This is a genomic window from Acidovorax facilis (assembly GCF_023913775.1).
Taxonomy (GTDB): domain Bacteria; phylum Pseudomonadota; class Gammaproteobacteria; order Burkholderiales; family Burkholderiaceae_C; genus Acidovorax; species Acidovorax facilis.
Map to the genome: position 1 here is coordinate 1 of NZ_JAMXAX010000129.1, position 16,586 is coordinate 16,586.

The window sequence follows — 16,586 nt, forward strand, 5'->3', positions numbered from 1 at the left end:
GGTGAGGGTGTGGGATGAGGGCATGGTTGGAGGCGTTCACGGTGTGGGCGGGGCCAGCTTGTGCGCTGTGTCGGTGGCCGCTTGCAACGCGGCCTCGTCGAGCTGGCCCGCCAAAGCCATCAACTGCAGGCGCTCTTGCGCCATGCGGGTCTGGTGCCCCAGCAGGTTGGATTGCGACTGCATCGCGTCATTGTGTGCCTGCAGCAAATCCAGTGTGGTGCGGTCGCCCACCTGGCGACCCAGTTGGGTCGCCTGCAGCCGAACCTGGGCCGACCTGAGCGCCGACTCCAGGGCCTGGGTCCGGGCGGCCCCAGCCTGCAGGTGCAGCCAGCTGGTGCGTACCTGCTGGGCGACGGCAAGCCGGGCGCTGTCGAGGTCGGCCTGGGCCTTGTCCTGAAGGCGCAGCAGTTCCTGCTGGCGCGCATCAAGTTGGCCACCGGTGTACAGCGGCACCTGGATTTGCACACCCACCATGTACTGGCGTGCGGAGTTGCTGGCCGAGCCCCACCGGCCTGATCCTGACAGGTGGTCGCCACCGGCCTGGGCCACCAGGTCCACCTTGGTGCTGGCAAAACGCGCCGCCTTGGTTGCCTCTTGCTCGGCCAGTGCGAGGGCCTGCGCCTGGGTGCGCACCTGAAGGTTGTCCTGCGCGGCGAGATTCAGCCAGTGAGGCAGGGGCGCGAGGGGTTTGCCATCGCGCAAGGCGGTGGTTTCGTTGCCCGACGAGGCTGGCAGGTGTAGGGGGGGCAGTTGCGCAGGACTCCAGCCTGTGGTCTGGGCCAGAGCCTGGCGCGCAATCTGCATCTCAACATCGGCTGCTTGCACCAGTGCAGCGTTGGCCTGCGCGCGCGCCTCGGCTTCGCGCACATCCGTGATCGGCGAGTCTCCCAATGCAAAGCGGTCCAGCGCCTCTTTGAGAGCCTGATCGGTTGCTTCCTGCTGGCGCAGTTGCAACGCGCGCTGCTGCTGCGCCAGCACGGCCGAGAAGTATTGCTGGGCCGTTCGCAGCATCAGCTGTTCCTGCACCGAGGCGGCCTGCAGTTCTGCCAGATCGGCGGACAGCAGCAGCTGGCGCCCCTGTGCGCTGCGCTCGGGGTTGTACAGCGGCATGCGCGCCTCCACACCCCAGCGTGTACCCGGGCCGCTGCGGACCGAGGTGTCAAAACCCACCCCAGAGGTCTGTGGTGTCCCTGGCATGGAAAACGCGGCCCCCTGGGCAGAGGTCTGTGAGCCCGTCGCGCCTGTCGCAGCCTGGGCCGTCACAGAGGGGTTCCACAAGCGGCTGGCCTGCACGCGGCGGGCCTCGCCTGCGGCGCGTGTGGCCGTCGCTGCTGCCATGTCCGGGTGTTGCTGCCTTGCGGCCAGCCAAGCCTCGTGCAAATCTGCCGCCTGGGCTGCACCCATGCCGCAGGCCAGCAAGGCAGCGCTCAGGAGGAGTTTGCGCATGGCGTGGTCCTCCTCAGCAGCCTGGGCGCACGCCCAACTTGCGCAAGATGGTCTCCATCAGGCACCACTTGGTGAGCCCGCTCTGCAGCAGGTTCACGCCCACAAACGCCGTGAAGGCCAGCCACCACTGGCTGGCAAAAACAGGGCTGCCGGGAATGCCCAACGCCAGAGAAAGCAGGATGAAGGTGCCTGCGACCAAACGAACGATTTGCCAGGTTGTCATGATGAACTCCTTGTTAAGAAACGATAGAAACTGGGGGTGGGTGCGTGGTCCCGCGCCGGTCAATGGGGCTTTTGCTCGTGCAAGCGGGTGATGCCCAGGAGCTTGAGCACGTACTTCTCGTAGATGGGCTCGGAATTGCCCGACTTCATCTTGTTCAGGAAGTACTTCTCGAAAGCAATCTTGCCCAGGTGCACCCATTTGCCCTTCTTGAACCAGTTGACGTTGCGCGGTGGTATCTGGGGCAGGGCCACAAAGGCCGCGCCGGTGTCCCCCATGTCGGCCAGGCAGATGGCGTTCCATGTGGCGGTGGCAGTGGCGGGCTGGCCCGCAATGTCGGCGGCAATGTTGTGCACGATGGCCGAGACCATGGTCTCGATCATGTAGCCCGTCTTGGGTGCGCCGGTGGGCACGGGTGTCACCTCGACGGGCGGAATCGCAACGCAGACCCCGGCCGAGAAGATGTGGGGGTAGGCCTTGCTGCGCTGATGCTCGTCGATCAACACGAACCCGCGCGGGTTGCACAGCCCGGGCACGGACGCCACGGCATCAACCCCTTTGAAGGCTGGCAGCATCATCGACAGCTTGAAGCCCAGCTCGTGCTGCTGGTGCACCTGGCCTTTGTCGTCCAGCTGCTCGACAAACATCTTGCCCGCTTCAACCCGAGTGGTGCGCGCGTTGTGGATCCACTTGATGTCCTGGCTGCGCAGCTCGCTCTCCAGCATGCTTTTGCTGTCGCCCACGCCGCCCAGGCCCAGGTGGCCGATGTAGGGCTCGCTGGTAACAAAGGTGATCGGCACCTTGTGGCGCAGCTTGCGCTTGCGCAGGTCCGCTGCAACGATGAATGCGAACTCGTAGGCCGGGCCAAAACAGCTCGCGCCCGGCATGGCGCCAATGACGATGGGGCCAGGGGCTTCCAGAAACTTTTGGTAGTCGCGCCAGAAGTGCTCGGCGTGGTCCACGGAGCACACCGAATGTGTGTGCCCGTTCAGAGGGCCAGAACCAGGCACTTCCTCAAACGCCAGCCGGGGGCCGGTGGTGATCACCAGGTAGTCATAGGCCACGGTGCTTCCGTCTTCCAGCATGACGGTTTTGCCCGGAGCATCGATGGATTTCACCGGTTGGGCGATGAAATCAATGCCCTTGCGCTCCAGTAAGGGGCGGATCTGCAGGACGATGTCATCGCGCTTTCGCCAGCCCACGGCGATCCAGGGGTTGGAGGGCACGAACTGGAAGTAGTCCACCGCGCTGATCACTGTGATCCGATCCTCGCGTGGCAGCTTGCTGCGCATTTCGTACGCAGCCGGCATGCCCCCGATACCCGCTCCAATAATCACTACATGTGCCATGGTTGTCTCCTGTGGTTGAAGGATGGTTGCCCGATCGTTCGTTCAGTGCGTTCGGTGCGCTGTTCACTGCGCTGCGTGGTGAACGGAAGCCTCTGAGGGGCTGTTGTCCGGTGGGTTGGCGGGACCGGCAACGTTGGTGCTGCTGCCCGCGCTGCGGTCCCGGTACGCTGCGTAGTACAGGGTGGGGATCACCACGAGCGTGAGCACGGTGGAAACAAAGATGCCGAAGATCAGTGAAATGGCCAAGCCATTGAAAATCGGGTCGTCCAGGATGAAGAACGCGCCGATCATGGCCGCCAGCCCCGTCAGCACAATGGGCTGTGCACGGGTGATGGCCGAGTGGACGATGGCCGTCTTCAGGGGTACGCCCTCGCGCACCTGCAGGTTGATGAAGTCCACCAGCAGGATGGAGTTGCGCACGATGATGCCCGCCAGGGCAATCATTCCGATCATGCTGGTGGCCGTGTACTGCGCGCCCAGCAAGGCATGGCCGGGCATCACGCCGATGATGGTCAGCGGGATGGGCGCCATGATGATGAGTGGCGTGAGGTAGGAGCCAAACTGCGCCACCACCAGCAGGTAGATCAGGATCAGGCCCACCGCGTAGGCAGCGCCCATGTCGCGGAAGGTCTCAAACGTGATCTGCCATTCGCCATCCCATTTGATGGCGTAGCCCCGCAGGGCATCCGCAGGCTGGCGCACAAAGTATTCCTGCACCGATCCGCCATCGGGCGCCACGATGCGGGCAATCGCGCTGCGCGCCTGGAACATGCCGTACAGCGGGCTGTCGACACGGCCCGCCATGTCGGCCACCACAAAATTCACCGGCAACAGGTCCTTGTGATACACGGGCTGTTCGCGCAGGGTGTCGCTCACCGTGACCAGCTCGCGGATGGGGACCAACTGGCCTTGAGAACCCCGGACCGTCAGGCGCAACAGTGCCTCCAAGTCGCCGTGGCTTTCTGCGGGCAATTGCAAAAGCACGGGCGCCGGGTATTTGCTGGCGTCGCGCAGCCAGGTGGTGGCTTCGCCGCTCAGCCCCGCATGCAGCGCGCTCACGATGGCCTGCTGGGGAATGCCCAGCAGGGACGCCTTGCGCCGGTCCACGATGAGCAGCTTGCGGGGTGCATCGGCAATGCTGCTGTCGTCGGCGTCCACAATGCCTTCGGTAGCGGCCAGCGCGGCGCGCACAGCACGCGCCACTTCGCGCCTGCCATCGGCCTCGGGGCCATACACCTCGGCCACGATGGGCGACAGCACAGGTGGGCCGGGTGGCACTTCCACCACCTTCACATTGGCGCCATGGCGCTTGCCGATCTCCTGCAGGGCAGGGCGCACGCGCATGGCAATGGCGTGGCTTTGGTCCTTGCGGTGTTGCTTGTCCACCAGATTGACCTGGATGTCACCGACCTCGCCCCCGGTGCGCAGGTAGTACTGCCGCACCAGTCCATTGAAGTTGATGGGGCCGGAGAGGCCTGCGTAGGCCTGGTAGTCGGTCACCTCGGGCACGGTGGCCAGGTGTGCGCCGAGCTCGTGCAGCACGGCGGCGGTGCGCTCAACTGGCGTACCCGCTGGCATGTCCACCACCACCTGGAACTCGGACTTGTTGTCGAACGGCAGCATCTTGAGCTGCACCCATCCGAGCACCGGCAAAGCGACCGACAAGGCAATGAGTGCCGCCACGCCCAGCCCCAGCCAGCGGCGGTTGCGCCGGCCTTGGGCGTCATCCAGCAAGGGGCTGAAAACCCGCTCGAAGGTGGGCGCGATGCGAGCGCTGAGCCCACTGTGCACCGGGCTGGTATGCCCTGGTGGATGGCCCGTGTGCTCCTTCATCCACAGCCGGGCCAGCCAGGGGGTGATGACGAACGCCACGGCCAGCGACAGCAGCATGCCCATGCTGGCGTTGATGGGGATGGGGCTCATGTAGGGGCCCATGAGGCCGCTCACAAACGCCATGGGCAGCAGGGCGGCAATCACGGTGAATGTGGCCAAAATGGTGGGGCCACCCACCTCGTCCACCGCGTGGGGGATGATGTCCTTGAGGCTGCGTCCGGGGTGCAGCAGCTGGTGGCGGTGGATGTTCTCCACCACCACAATGGCGTCGTCCACCAGGATGCCGATCGAGAAAATCAGCGCAAACAGCGATACCCGGTTGAGGGTGAAGCCCCAAGCCCAGGACGCAAACAACGTCACCGTGAGCGTCAGCACCACGGCCACGCCCACGATGGCGGCTTCGCGGCGGCCCAGGGCCAGGAAGACGAGTGCCACCACCGACGCTGTGGCGAACAGCAGCTTCTGGATGAGCTTTTGGGCCTTGTCGTTGGCCGTGGCGCCGTAGTTGCGGGTTTCCGTCACCTCCACGCCGTCGGGAATCACAGTGTTGTGCAGTTGCTCGACCCGCTGCATCACCGCATTGGCGACGTCGATGGCGTTCTCTCCCGCCTTCTTGGTCACCGTGAGGGTCACGGCCGGGTATTCGTCCACGGCGCTCTGCGGGGCTTCGCCGCTGGTACTGGCGGTGCTGGCGGCACGCCGTGGAACCCCATGCCAGACATAGCTGCTGGCGGGCAAGGCGCCGTCCTGAACATCGGCCACGTCTTTCAGGAACACCGGCTTGCCCGAGCGCACGCCCACCATGAGGTCGGCCACCTCATCGGCGCGCGCCAGAACGGGGCCGCTGTCCAGCTGGATGGTTCGGTCGCCGCCCAGCAGCTCTCCCACGGGCAGCCCCATGTTGGCCGACTGCAAGGCGCGGCGCAGGTCGTCTACCGTAGTGCCGGTGGCTGCCATGCGGTTGGTGTCCATGCGCACCAGTACGGCGCGGCCCGGGCCGCCCAGGGTCTGCACCTCGCGGGTGCCGGGCACGCGCTTGATCTCGGCCTCCAGGCTGTGGGCCACGCGCTCCAGCGCAAAGGCACCGGAGGTTTCGTCGCGGCTGTGCAGGGTGAGCGTCACCACGGGCACGTCGTCGATGCCCTTGGGCTTGATGATCGGGTCCATGGCCCCAAGCCCCTTGGGCAGCCAGTCGGCATTGCTGCGCAAGGTGTCGTGCAGGCGCACCAGCGCCTCGGTGCGTGGCACGCCCACCTTGAATTGCACGGTCATCACCGCCACGCCGGGCCGGGACACCGAGGTCACGTGCTCCGTGCCTTGCATCTGCGACAGCACCTGTTCGGCGGGCGTCGCAATCATTTGCTCCACATCTGCCACGGAGGCACCGGGGAACGGCACGATGACATTGGCCATGGTGACGTCGATTTGCGGCTCTTCCTCGCGGGGCGTGACCAGCACTGCAAAAACGCCGAGCAAAAACGCCACCACGGCCAGCAAGGGCGTGATTTGCGCGCCCTGAAACAAGGCGGCGATGCGCCCGGAGATTCCGAGCGGAGAAGGTTTTTGGGGGGTGCTCATGTCAGCGCACCTTGGCAGCAGCTTGGGGCTGGAGTGCAATGCGGTCGCCTGCGCGCACGCCGCTCAACACCTCCACCATGTCGCCAGCGGGCCGCCCCAGGCGCACCTGCCGCAGCAGCGGCCGGCCCTGGCCATCCAGCACGTAGACGCCCGTCATTTCCGCGCGCCGCACCACCACACTGGCGGGTACCAGCAGCGGGCCCACGGCAGCTGCTGCCGGTGCGGCAGTGCCCTTGGCTGCGTCGAGCCACAAACGGGCGAACATGCCGGGCGCCACGCCCACCAGGCTGGTTGGCAGCTCCACGCGCACTTGCACAGTGTGGCTTTGCGCATCGACGGTGGGCAGCACCTGCACTTTGGATGCCGGGACCGCGATGCGCGAAGCGGAGACTCCCGGAATTTCCACCTGCAGCTCGCCAGTGCCTCCCTCGCGTAGTGTGGCGGCCTGTTGCTGCCCCACATAGGCGGTAACGCGCATCAGCGAAGGGTCGTACACGGTCATCAGGGGTTTGCCCGGCATGGCCATGTCGCCCAGGGTGGCGGGCACATGGCCCACGACGCCCGCAAAAGGCGCCTTGATGACGTAGAAGCCCGACTGCGTGGCGGCCGCACCTGCCTGCGCCAGCAGGGCCTGCACCTGCGATTGGCTGGCGCGCCACTGGGCCTCTGCCCGGTCCAGCGCTGCCTGGCCGATGTATTGCTTCTGGAACAGCTGCTTCTGGCGCTCGTACTCCTTGGTCGCGACGTTTTGGGCGGCGCGCGCGGCGTCCACCTGCGCCGCGCTGGCAGCGGCGTTCTGTTGCGCTGCGCGCGCATCAATGCGTGCGAGCTCCTGGCCCGCCGTAACGCGGTCGCCCGCCTTGGCAGAGAGGCTGATCACCGCACCCTGTACCTGGGCGGAGAGGGTGGCGTCCCGCACGGCCTCGACCTGGGCGTCCACACTGCTCGCCAGCTGGGCTGTAGCGGGCTTGACGGTAAAGGTGGTGACCGGCTGTGCAGTGGTGTCGCCGGCCGCCCAGGCGCCGGACACGGCCAGGGAAAGCGCTGCGGTCAACAGGGTCAGGGACTTCATGGCGGCTCCAGGGAATCTTTGTGAGATTGATTATTTAACTAATCAGCTAATTAGTCAATAATGTATCATGTGTTCCCAATGCACGGAGATCCCGCGATGAAAGAGATGCCCCCCGAAGCCCTTGAGCAGGTCGCTGCCTACTTCCAGGTTCTTGCCGAACCCACGCGGCTGCGCATCCTCAATTTGCTGCGGGACGGAGAGAAAAACGTGGGAGACCTGGCGCAGCAATGTGGCTACACGGCGGCCAACGTCTCAAGGCATCTGTCGTTGATGACCAAGCACGGCCTTGTGGCCCGCGAGGGGCGCGGGACCAGCGTGTACTACCGGCTGACCGATGAGTCGGTCGATGCCTTGTGTGACCTGGTCTGCGGCAATATTGCACGCCAGCTGGAGCGGGACTCGGCGGCGCGTGCCGCGTTTCAGGTGGTGCGCTGAGCCGTTTCAGCACTAGTCCACCAAGTTTCTGGGCGCAGAGGCCCGTCTAAAAAACGCCCAGCGCCAAACCCTGCGCCATCGCTTCGCCCAAGGCTCGGCAGCGTTCCAGTTCATCGCTGCCGATGCTCTTCCTGGCCAGAATCGCTTCTGGCGTCTGCGCGTGGGTGCAGACAATGAGGGGCTCTGCGATGGCCCGCAGGCGCCAGCCGGTCGCAATGCGTTCCATCTGCCGGGCCGCGTTGTGCCCATCGCTGCCTGCGCAGACCAGGCATGCATAGGGGCGACCATTGATGTGGTCGAGCACGGCGTAGTAGCTGCGGTCAAAAAAATCCTTGAGTTGCCCGCTGATGGCGGCAAGGTTCTCCGGGGTGGCAAAAATGAACCCGTCCGCGCCCAGCACGTCTGCGGCGCCAGCCTGTGCGGCATGCAGCAGTCGCACTTGAACGGCCCCATCCTTGTCGGAGCAAGCGCCTGCCCGTGCTGCATCTGCCATCTGGCGCGTGCCATCCGTCATCGAGTGGTAAACGATCAACAAGGTCTTGCGGGGGCTCATGGGTAAAGCATAGCCCCTCGCCCTGTGACCCCTGAAGACCCGCTTGCCGCCATGCAGGGGCGGCCCCATTGACCCGCATTCGAGAAGCGCGTTCAATCCGCCAAGATGCCCGGTTGGTTGCAAATTGTCGCAATTGGTACGAAGCCCAGGGGGCAGTGCTAGAGCGCCGCCGCAACGCAGATTTCTTCCTTGCAGAGGTGACACCATGAGCATTGCCAGACGTCTTCATGCCATTTCCTTCCTGCTGATTGCAGGACTGGCCGGGATCGCCGTACTGGCCTGGATCTATCTGGGTGAGGTCAATCACCAGACCGAACTGGTGGCTCGGGAAGAGGTGCCGCGCCAGCTTCAGGCCAGTGCCATGGAGTTGAACGTCACCCGGGTTTCCTTGCAGGTTCGCCATGCCATCCTGGTCCGCACACCCGAAGACCTGGCCGCCACGCTCGCAGATATCGGCGAGAAAAGGCGCCTGATTGACAAAGACCTTGCGGGCTTCCAGCAAGCAGTAAATTCGGCATCGGAAAAGGCACTGAGTGCCGAATTGACCCAAGGACTGGAAGCTTTCTGGCGGGTTGCCGAACAGAACCTGCAGTTGATCAAGGAAGGAAAGAAGGAGCCAGCGTTTGACTTCCTGGTCGCGTCCACGATACCTACGCGCAATGTGGTGCTGGCCGTTCTTGCCAAGGAGAAGGAACACCAGTCCAAGCTGCTCGATGCCAGCCTTGCCGAGATTGGGCGGGACGTCAAGCTGACCTTGCGTGCGCTGGTGAGCTCCGTCGTGGTGGTGGCTATCGGGTTGCTGCTGTTTTCGTGGCACATCGGCGCTACCCTCCTGCGCCGGGTTACGGAGTCACAAGCCGTGGCTGACCGCGTGCGCAATGGCGACCTCACCACGGCGGTGGTGGATGCGTCGCAGGATGAATTCAGCCCCCTGCTGGCAGCGCTGGCCGTGATGCAGGACTCGCTGACCCGCATCGTCAGCCAGGTGCGCAGTGGTTCCGAAACCGTGGCGGCGGCCAGCGCGCAGATATCCATCGGCAACAGTGACCTTTCCACCCGGACGGAGAACCAGGCCAGTGCGCTGGAGCAGACCGCTGCCGCCATGGAGGAACTCAATTCCACGGTGCAAAACAATGCGCAGAATGCACGCCAGGCCAATGCCCTCGCCCAGAGTGCGTCCACGGTGGCCAAGCAGGGGGGCGATGTGGTGTCGAAAGTGGTGGACACCATGAGCGGCATCAACGAAAGCTCCAAGAAGATTTCCGAAATCATCGGTGTCATTGACGGGATCGCGTTCCAGACCAACATTCTGGCCCTGAATGCGGCCGTGGAGGCTGCCAGGGCGGGTGAGCAGGGACGGGGTTTTGCCGTGGTGGCCTCGGAGGTGCGCAGCCTCGCGGCACGCTCTGCGGAGGCCGCCAAGGAGATCAAAACGCTCATTGCCACGAGTGTCGAGCGGGTTGAGGCTGGCACCGTGCTGGTCGGCACCGCCGGGCAGACCATGAAAGAGGTGGTCTCGTCCATTGAGCGGGTGACGGAGACGGTGGCGCAAATCAGCGCGGCCGGAACTGAGCAAAGCGAAGGGGTGAACCAGGTCAATGTGGCGGTGAACCAGATGGACCAGGCCACCCAGCAAAACGCAGCGCTGGTGGAGGAAATGGCCGCAGCAGCCTCCAGTCTGAGCACACAGTCGAGGAAGTTGGTGGAAACGGTCGCAACGTTCAAGCTCTCCGGCGTTGCCCAGCCACTGGAATCGGGGCAGCATGCGGGCCAGCGCCTGATGCTGGCCTGAACGTCAGCGCCCTGACAACAAGCCCCGGGCGGAGTGCTGCACATCAGGGGCGGCGAGCCGCTCCTTGCGCAGGGCCAGCTTGCGGTACAGCGTCTGGCGGCTGATGCCCAGGGTGCGCGCTGCGTGGCTCATGTTGCCCCGGCAGCTCTCCAGCGCCTGCTGGATGGCCGATTGGGACAGCTCATCCAGGTTTTGCGGAGGGCGCTCCGTAGTGGAGGGCGTGGAAAAACGATCCGCGCTTTGCAGTTCTTCCAGAAAGTCGTCCGACAGGTGGTGCCATTCCACCATCTCCTCGTGCGCGTCCAGCATGGCGCAGGCGGTGCGCAGCACGCTGGCGCATTGGCGCAAATTGCCCGGCCAACGGTATTTTTCCAGCGCTGCCATCAACGAAGGGTCCAGGCGCAGGTGTCGGGCGGGTTCAATGTCCTGGAGCATGCGCTGGCTCAGCGCTTCGAAGTCGGTGCGCTCGCGCAGGGGGGGCAGCTCGACCGCCAGACCGTTGATCCGGTAGTACAGGTCGGTGCGAAACCGTCCCTGCTCCGCCTCTTCGCGCAGCTTGCGGTTGGAGGCGCAGATGAGGGCAAAGTCCACGGCCACCGGCTGCGCGCTGCCCAGTGGAACCACCTGCCGCTCCTGCAGCACGCGCAGCAGCCGCGTCTGGAGGGCCAGCGGCATGTCGCCAATCTCATCCAGAAACAGCGTGCCGCCGTGGGCTTCGCGCAGCAGCCCCAGGCGCCCCTCGCGCCGGCCGCCGGTGAACGCGCCGGGGCTGTAGCCAAACAGCTCGGACTCGATCAGCGACTCGGGCATTGCGGCGCAGTTGATGGCAATGAAGGGGCCGTCGCGGCGCGGGCCACTTTGGTGTGCACTGCGCGCAAACCACTCCTTGCCCACCCCGGATTCGCCCTGGATGAGCAGGGCGATGGGCTTGCCCAGAATGCGCCGTGTTTTGGCGGCCGCTGCGCGCCAGCGGGCATCGCCGGTGTCCAGCTGGGCCAGCGCATCCTCTGGCAGGCGGGCGGGCGCAGATGGGGGCAGGGTCCGCACCGTGCGCTTGTCGGGCACTGGCAGCCCAAAAAGCGGGGCGCCATCGTGCCGCCGCAAGGACAGCGGCGCGTCGGGCCGGCGGTGATGGCGCGCCAGAAGCTCTTGCAGGTCCACGTTCAGGATCTGGTCCAGCGAGATGCTGCCCAGCTGCGCCACCGAAATGCGCAGCAGCGCCAGCGCACTGCGGTTGCCGCCCACCACCCAGCCGTCTTCCGAGACCAGCGCGATGCCTTCGGCCACGGTGCCAATGCCCTCGGGGTGCGTGTGCAGGTGCAGGCGGACATGGCGCTGGCTGCCCGACACCAGCAGCCGGTTTTCGATCATGTGGGCGGCGGTGCTGACCAGCCCCAGCGTGTGCGGATTGCCCCGGCTATGTTCGCTGGAGATGTCCAGAATGCCCAGTATCTGCCCGGTCGCAGACAGGATGGGGGCGGCGGCGCAGGTCAGAAAGCCGTTGCGCTCCAGAAAATGTTCTGCGCCGTGCACTTCCACGGGCGCCATTTCGGCCAGCGCGGTGCCGATGGCGTTGGTGCCGCGCTGCTTTTCGTGCCACGAGGCGCCGCTGCTCAGGGCCACCCGTTCGGCCTTGCCCAGAAAGTAGGCGTCACCACAGGTGTCCACCAGCGTGCCGCAGGGGCTGGCCAGCACCACCACGCTCTGGCTGTCGCGTACCTGCTCAAACAGGTACTCCATCACGGGGCGCGAATGCGCCAGCAACTCCTGGTGGTGGCCGCGCAACTGCCGCAAGGCCTGGTGCTCCAGGTTGTCGGGGTTGCCCAGCCGCCCGGTGGGCAGCAGGCCGCTGTCCAGGCTGCGCTGCCACGACCGTGCCAGGCGCTCGTCCACGAGGCCGATGGGGCATTGGCCTGATTCCAGCAGGTGCTGGCGGGCTTGCCGCAGTGCCACAGATGTGGAAGTGGATCGCATGGTGTTTGTCTCCTGCCCGGGCGTCATGAACGCGCCCTGTTTGAAAGCCAGTATGGCGGTGGCCAGAGGCCAGGGCAATAGCAAGCGCTGAGGGGCCGCTTCAACTGTTCCATTTCGTGACAGGTGTCGCGTTCTGGAGCGGACACCTTAGCGGCCGATGGGTGGTGCATTCTTGCGGACGCGCAAACAAAGCCATAAAAATCAAACACTTAGCAGGTGGGGCAGGTTGGCACGGGTTTTGAGTCATGTCCTGCATCTGGCGGCGCGGTGTGCCGACCAGATGTCCACAAATCCACCGGAGACAGACAACATGACCGTTTACGCAGCCCCCGGCGCCGCTGGCGCCAAGATCGCCTACAAGCCCCAGTACAACAACTTCATCGGCGGCCAATTTGTGCCCCCGGTCAAGGGCCAATACTTCGATGTGATCTCGCCCGTCAACGGCAAGATCTACACCCAGGCCGCCCGCTCCACCGCCGAAGACATCGAGCTGGCGCTGGACGCCGCCCACGCCGCTGCCGACGCCTGGGGCAAGACCGACGCCGCCACGCGCAGCAATATCCTGCTGAAGATTGCCGACCGCATCGAGCAGAACCTGGAGCTGCTGGCCTATGCGGAAACCGTGGACAACGGCAAGGCCATCCGCGAAACGCTGAACGCCGACATCCCACTCACCGTGGACCACTTCCGCTACTTTGCGGGATGCGTGCGTGCGCAGGAAGGCGCCCTCTCCAACATCGACGAGAACACCGTGGCGTACCACATCCAGGAACCACTGGGTGTGGTGGGCCAGATCATTCCGTGGAACTTCCCCATCCTGATGGCGGCGTGGAAACTGGCACCTGCGCTGGGCGCGGGCAACTGCGTGGTGCTCAAGCCTGCAGAGTCCACCCCCATTTCCATCCTCATCCTGGCCGAGCTGATTGCCGACCTGCTGCCGCCCGGCGTGCTCAACATCGTCAACGGCTATGGCCGTGAGGCGGGCATGCCGCTGGCCACCAGCAAGCGCATTGCCAAGATCGCCTTCACCGGTTCCACCAGCACAGGCCGCGTGATTGCGCAGGCCGCCGCCAACAACCTGATTCCCGCCACGCTGGAGCTGGGCGGCAAGAGCCCCAACGTGTTCTTCGCCGACATCATGGACAAGGACGATGCCTTCCTCGACAAGTGTGTGGAAGGCCTGGTGCTGTTCGCGTTCAACCAGGGCGAGGTCTGCACCTGCCCCAGCCGAGCGCTGATCCAGGAAAGCATCTACGACAAATTCATGGAGCGTGTCTTGAAGCGCGTGGCGGCCATCAAACATGCCAACCCGCTGGACTCCGACAGCATGATGGGCGCACAGGCTTCCAAGGAGCAGCTCACCAAGATCCTCTCGTACCTGGAACTGGGCAAGGCCGAAGGCGCCGAAGTCCTGGCTGGCGGTGGCCAAGCCCACCTGGGTGGCGACCTGGAAGGCGGCTACTACGTGCAGCCCACGCTGTTCAAGGGCCACAACAAGATGCGCATCTTCCAGGAAGAAATCTTCGGTCCCGTGCTGGCCGTGACCACCTTCAAGGACGAAGCCGAAGCGCTGGCCATTGCCAACGACACGCTGTACGGCCTGGGGGCGGGCGTGTGGAGCCGCAACGGCAATGTGGCCTACCGCATGGGCCGCGCCATCAAGGCCGGGCGGGTGTGGACCAACTGCTACCACGCCTACCCCGCGCACGCGGCGTTTGGCGGCTACAAGGAATCGGGCATTGGGCGCGAGACGCACAAGATGATGCTGGACCACTACCAACAAACCAAGAACCTCTTGGTTTCGTACTCTGAAAACAAGCTGGGCTTTTTCTGATTGGGAGCTGTGGTCCACAGAACGCCGCTGGCGTCGTTGCTCCGTCTTGCCGTAGCGCTGCTACTGTCTGCGACGGCGCGCCTAGCCATCGACGCTCTATGAACCACCGTGACGCTGCTGTGAAATCACTTTGGGCACAGCAGCGTTTTTTTGGCCCATCAGGAGATCACCATGGTCGAGAGAGTCATTGCCACCGACGCAGCCCTGGCGCTGATTGCGCAGTTGCAGGCGCAGCATGGCAGCGTCATGTTCCACCAGTCGGGCGGGTGTTGCGACAACAGTGCCGCCAACTGTTACTTGCCCACCGACCTGACCATTGGGGCGGGGGATGTCTTGCTGGGGCATGTGGGCGGCGCGCCGTTTTACATCGGTAAATCGCAGTACGAATACTGGAAGCACACGCAGCTCATTCTGGATGTGATTGACGGGCACGGCGGCACGTTTTCGCTGGAGGGCAGCACCGGCAAGGCTTTCCACACCCGCTCGCGCCTGTTCACGGACGAGGAATGGGCTGGGATTGAGCCGCTGGTCGCCCGCGATCTGGCGTGATGCGAGGCGGTGCTCTCTTCACGCGCCGTCGCCGGCGTTGCCCGTGATCGGCAGCACGGTGCCGGTGATGTAGCTGGAGCAGCACGGCGCTGCAAGAAACACGTAGGCGGGTGAAATCTCCTCGGGCTGCGCCGGGCGGCCCAGGTGGGTCTTTGCACCAAATTTTTCGATGTCGTCTGGCGCCTTGTCCGCTGGGTTGAGCGGGGTCCATACCGGCCCGGGGGCGACAGCGTTCACTCGGATGCCTTGGTCGGCAAGGTTGTGGGCCAAGGCCTTGGTGAACGCATGGATGGCCCCCTTGGTGGCCGAGTAGTCGATCAGTTCCTTGCTGCCGCGCAGCCCGGTGACGGAGCCGGTGTTGATGATCGAGTCACCCCGGTGCAGGTGGGGCAGGGCTGCCTTGGCCATGTGGAAGTAGCCGTAGATATTGGTCTGGAACGTTTCGTCAAAACGCTCGGCCGTCAGTTCTTCCAGGGATGCCGCATGCTCCTGGAATGCCGCGTTGTTGACCAGCACATTGAGCTTGCCAAACGCCGTGACCACCTGCCGCACGGCATCCGCGCAGTACGCAGCGTCTTTGACGTCGCCGGGGATCAGAATGCACCGGCCGCCTTCGGCCTCCACCAGCTGGCGAGTCTGCTCTGCATCTTCATGTTCCGCCAGGTACGCAATGGCAACGTCCGCGCCCTCGCGGGCAAACAGCACGGCCACCGCGCGGCCAATGCCCGAGTCACCGCCAGTGACCAGGGTAGAGAACCCTTTGAGTTTGTCGCTGCCCCGGTAGTGGGCTGCCTCGAACTGGGGCTTGAGTTCCATGTCCGCCTCCAGGCCCGGTTTGGCGAGGTGCTGGTCGGGCAGCGGAGGTGCCGGTTCCGCGTGACCCGGCCCCGGTGCCGCAGGGCTGCCTTTGCCCTGCGTGGGTCGTGCCTTGCTCTTTGGAGGCTGGTGTGTGTCGTGGCGGTCCTGCTCGGTCTGGATCCGCCTCTGCTTCTGGACCGTTGCATGGACCGCTGTGTCGGAGGGGGGCGTTTTGGATGTGTTCATGGCAGAGGGTGCTGGCTCAATGAATGAAAGAAAAACGAAGCGCAGTGGTGTGGCGCGCTGAATGAAGGCCGCACCAGGGGCAAAAAGTAAGGCCGCGCTGCTTCCGGGGTGGAGGCAGCGCGGCCCGAGGTCACAAGGCAGACGCCCCACCGCCGGCTTGCGGCTTGGCGTGCGCCCGTTTGGCCTGCATCAGTCTCACGGCAAGGCGCCGCTCGACGGATCAGCGCTGGTTCTGGGGTGTGCGGCGGGAAGAATCGCCATGTTGCTCACGGCTTCCCTGATTGCCGCTGGAGCCCGAAGGGTCGTTCTGCCCCTGCTGGCGGTTGCCGGATGGATCGTTGCTTTGCTCGGCCTGCCGGCTGCCCTGATTCTTGCGCTGGGAGTCGTTGTTGTCGGTGTGCTGGTTCTGGCCTTGAGGGTTGTTGCTGGACATTGATATCTCCTGGTGAAAGAAAAGAAAAATTGCACACGGGGGGCCGTGTGTGAGTTCATTCTCAAAATGCACCAGGGCAATTTCTGTAGTCCCTGTCCTATAGGCGGGTCGTCCTTTTTCCATCTGCCGTAAGCAAACGCACACCAGGTTTCTGCATCTTGCGAGGCGCGCAAAGGTGCGTGGGATTCTTCTGGATAGTGCAGCGTGGCGCTTTGGCTGTGCTGGCGGGAAGTGCGGGGCGCGTGCGCTAAAGTGCGCCGTTCATTTCTCGCCTGACTATGCGCAACTGCTGCGAGCGTGGTGGATGGCTTAAATGCTATAAAAATAATAGCTGTTTGCGATTATCCATCAAGGGCGGTTTCAAGTCCAAGTGCAACAATCAAGTTAATGGACTGAATCGGGCTGTTGGGCCAAGCGAGCCAAATGCTCGGCATACACCTCAATAGGCTTGCTCCAGCCCAAAGTCATCCTGGG

General features: G+C 64.4%; 13 protein-coding genes. 4 read left to right on the forward strand and 9 right to left on the reverse strand.

The window, feature by feature from the left end:
- Nucleotides 1-36: 36 nt before the first annotated feature.
- From NFX52_RS24630 to NFX52_RS24650, 5 genes are all read right to left on the reverse strand, one after another.
- Nucleotides 37-1,446, reverse strand: coding sequence for a TolC family protein (locus NFX52_RS24630; protein ID WP_055395331.1), 1,410 nt, complete (start codon nt 1,444-1,446; stop codon nt 37-39).
- 13 nt (nt 1,447-1,459) lie between these two features.
- The gene (locus NFX52_RS24635) at nt 1,460-1,669 is read right to left on the reverse strand and encodes a YgaP family membrane protein (protein WP_055395335.1); all 210 of its coding nucleotides are present in this window, start codon (nt 1,667-1,669) and stop codon (nt 1,460-1,462) included.
- A 59-nt stretch (nt 1,670-1,728) separates the two neighbouring features.
- Nucleotides 1,729-3,015: an NAD(P)/FAD-dependent oxidoreductase gene (locus tag NFX52_RS24640; RefSeq protein ID WP_055395329.1), complete on the reverse strand. Its 1,287-nt coding sequence runs from the start codon at nt 3,013-3,015 to the stop codon at nt 1,729-1,731.
- Between the two features lie 63 nt (nt 3,016-3,078).
- On the reverse strand, nt 3,079-6,426 hold the full coding sequence (locus tag NFX52_RS24645) for an efflux RND transporter permease subunit (RefSeq protein WP_055395327.1): 3,348 nt from the start codon (nt 6,424-6,426) through the stop codon (nt 3,079-3,081).
- 1 nt (nt 6,427) lies between these two features.
- A complete protein-coding gene (locus tag NFX52_RS24650; protein WP_055395325.1) occupies nt 6,428-7,498 on the reverse strand; it encodes an efflux RND transporter periplasmic adaptor subunit in 1,071 nt (356 codons plus the stop codon).
- Between the two features lie 96 nt (nt 7,499-7,594).
- Here NFX52_RS24650 and NFX52_RS24655 point away from each other — a divergent pair, with 96 nt between their 5' ends.
- Nucleotides 7,595-7,933, forward strand: coding sequence for an ArsR/SmtB family transcription factor (locus NFX52_RS24655; protein WP_055395322.1), 339 nt, complete (start codon nt 7,595-7,597; stop codon nt 7,931-7,933).
- A gap of 46 nt (nt 7,934-7,979) precedes the next feature.
- On the opposite strand, the gene NFX52_RS24660 is transcribed toward NFX52_RS24655, so the two are convergent.
- Entirely contained in the window at nt 7,980-8,486 is a 507-nt protein-coding gene (locus tag NFX52_RS24660) for a flavodoxin family protein (protein WP_055395320.1), read from the reverse strand.
- A 205-nt stretch (nt 8,487-8,691) separates the two neighbouring features.
- Between NFX52_RS24660 and NFX52_RS24665 the strand changes: the two genes are divergently transcribed.
- On the forward strand, nt 8,692-10,278 hold the full coding sequence (locus NFX52_RS24665) for a methyl-accepting chemotaxis protein (protein ID WP_055395318.1): 1,587 nt from the start codon (nt 8,692-8,694) through the stop codon (nt 10,276-10,278).
- A 3-nt stretch (nt 10,279-10,281) separates the two neighbouring features.
- Here NFX52_RS24665 and NFX52_RS24670 read toward each other — a convergent pair whose 3' ends face one another.
- The gene (locus tag NFX52_RS24670; RefSeq protein ID WP_055395333.1) at nt 10,282-12,252 is read right to left on the reverse strand and encodes a sigma-54-dependent Fis family transcriptional regulator; all 1,971 of its coding nucleotides are present in this window, start codon (nt 12,250-12,252) and stop codon (nt 10,282-10,284) included.
- 310 nt (nt 12,253-12,562) lie between these two features.
- Between NFX52_RS24670 and exaC the strand changes: the two genes are divergently transcribed.
- A complete protein-coding gene (gene exaC, locus NFX52_RS24675; protein ID WP_055395316.1) occupies nt 12,563-14,086 on the forward strand; it encodes an acetaldehyde dehydrogenase ExaC in 1,524 nt (507 codons plus the stop codon).
- Nucleotides 14,087-14,257: 171 nt separating this feature from the next.
- Nucleotides 14,258-14,635 (forward strand): DUF779 domain-containing protein, encoded by a 378-nt coding sequence (locus tag NFX52_RS24680; RefSeq protein ID WP_055395315.1) that lies wholly within the window; start codon nt 14,258-14,260, stop codon nt 14,633-14,635.
- Nucleotides 14,636-14,653: 18 nt separating this feature from the next.
- Here NFX52_RS24680 and NFX52_RS24685 read toward each other — a convergent pair whose 3' ends face one another.
- Together NFX52_RS24685 and NFX52_RS24690 are read right to left on the reverse strand one after the other, a co-directional pair.
- A complete protein-coding gene (locus tag NFX52_RS24685; protein ID WP_055395313.1) occupies nt 14,654-15,679 on the reverse strand; it encodes an SDR family oxidoreductase in 1,026 nt (341 codons plus the stop codon).
- A gap of 220 nt (nt 15,680-15,899) precedes the next feature.
- A complete protein-coding gene (locus NFX52_RS24690; protein WP_055395311.1) occupies nt 15,900-16,112 on the reverse strand; it encodes a hypothetical protein in 213 nt (70 codons plus the stop codon).
- Nucleotides 16,113-16,586 lie beyond the last annotated feature (474 nt).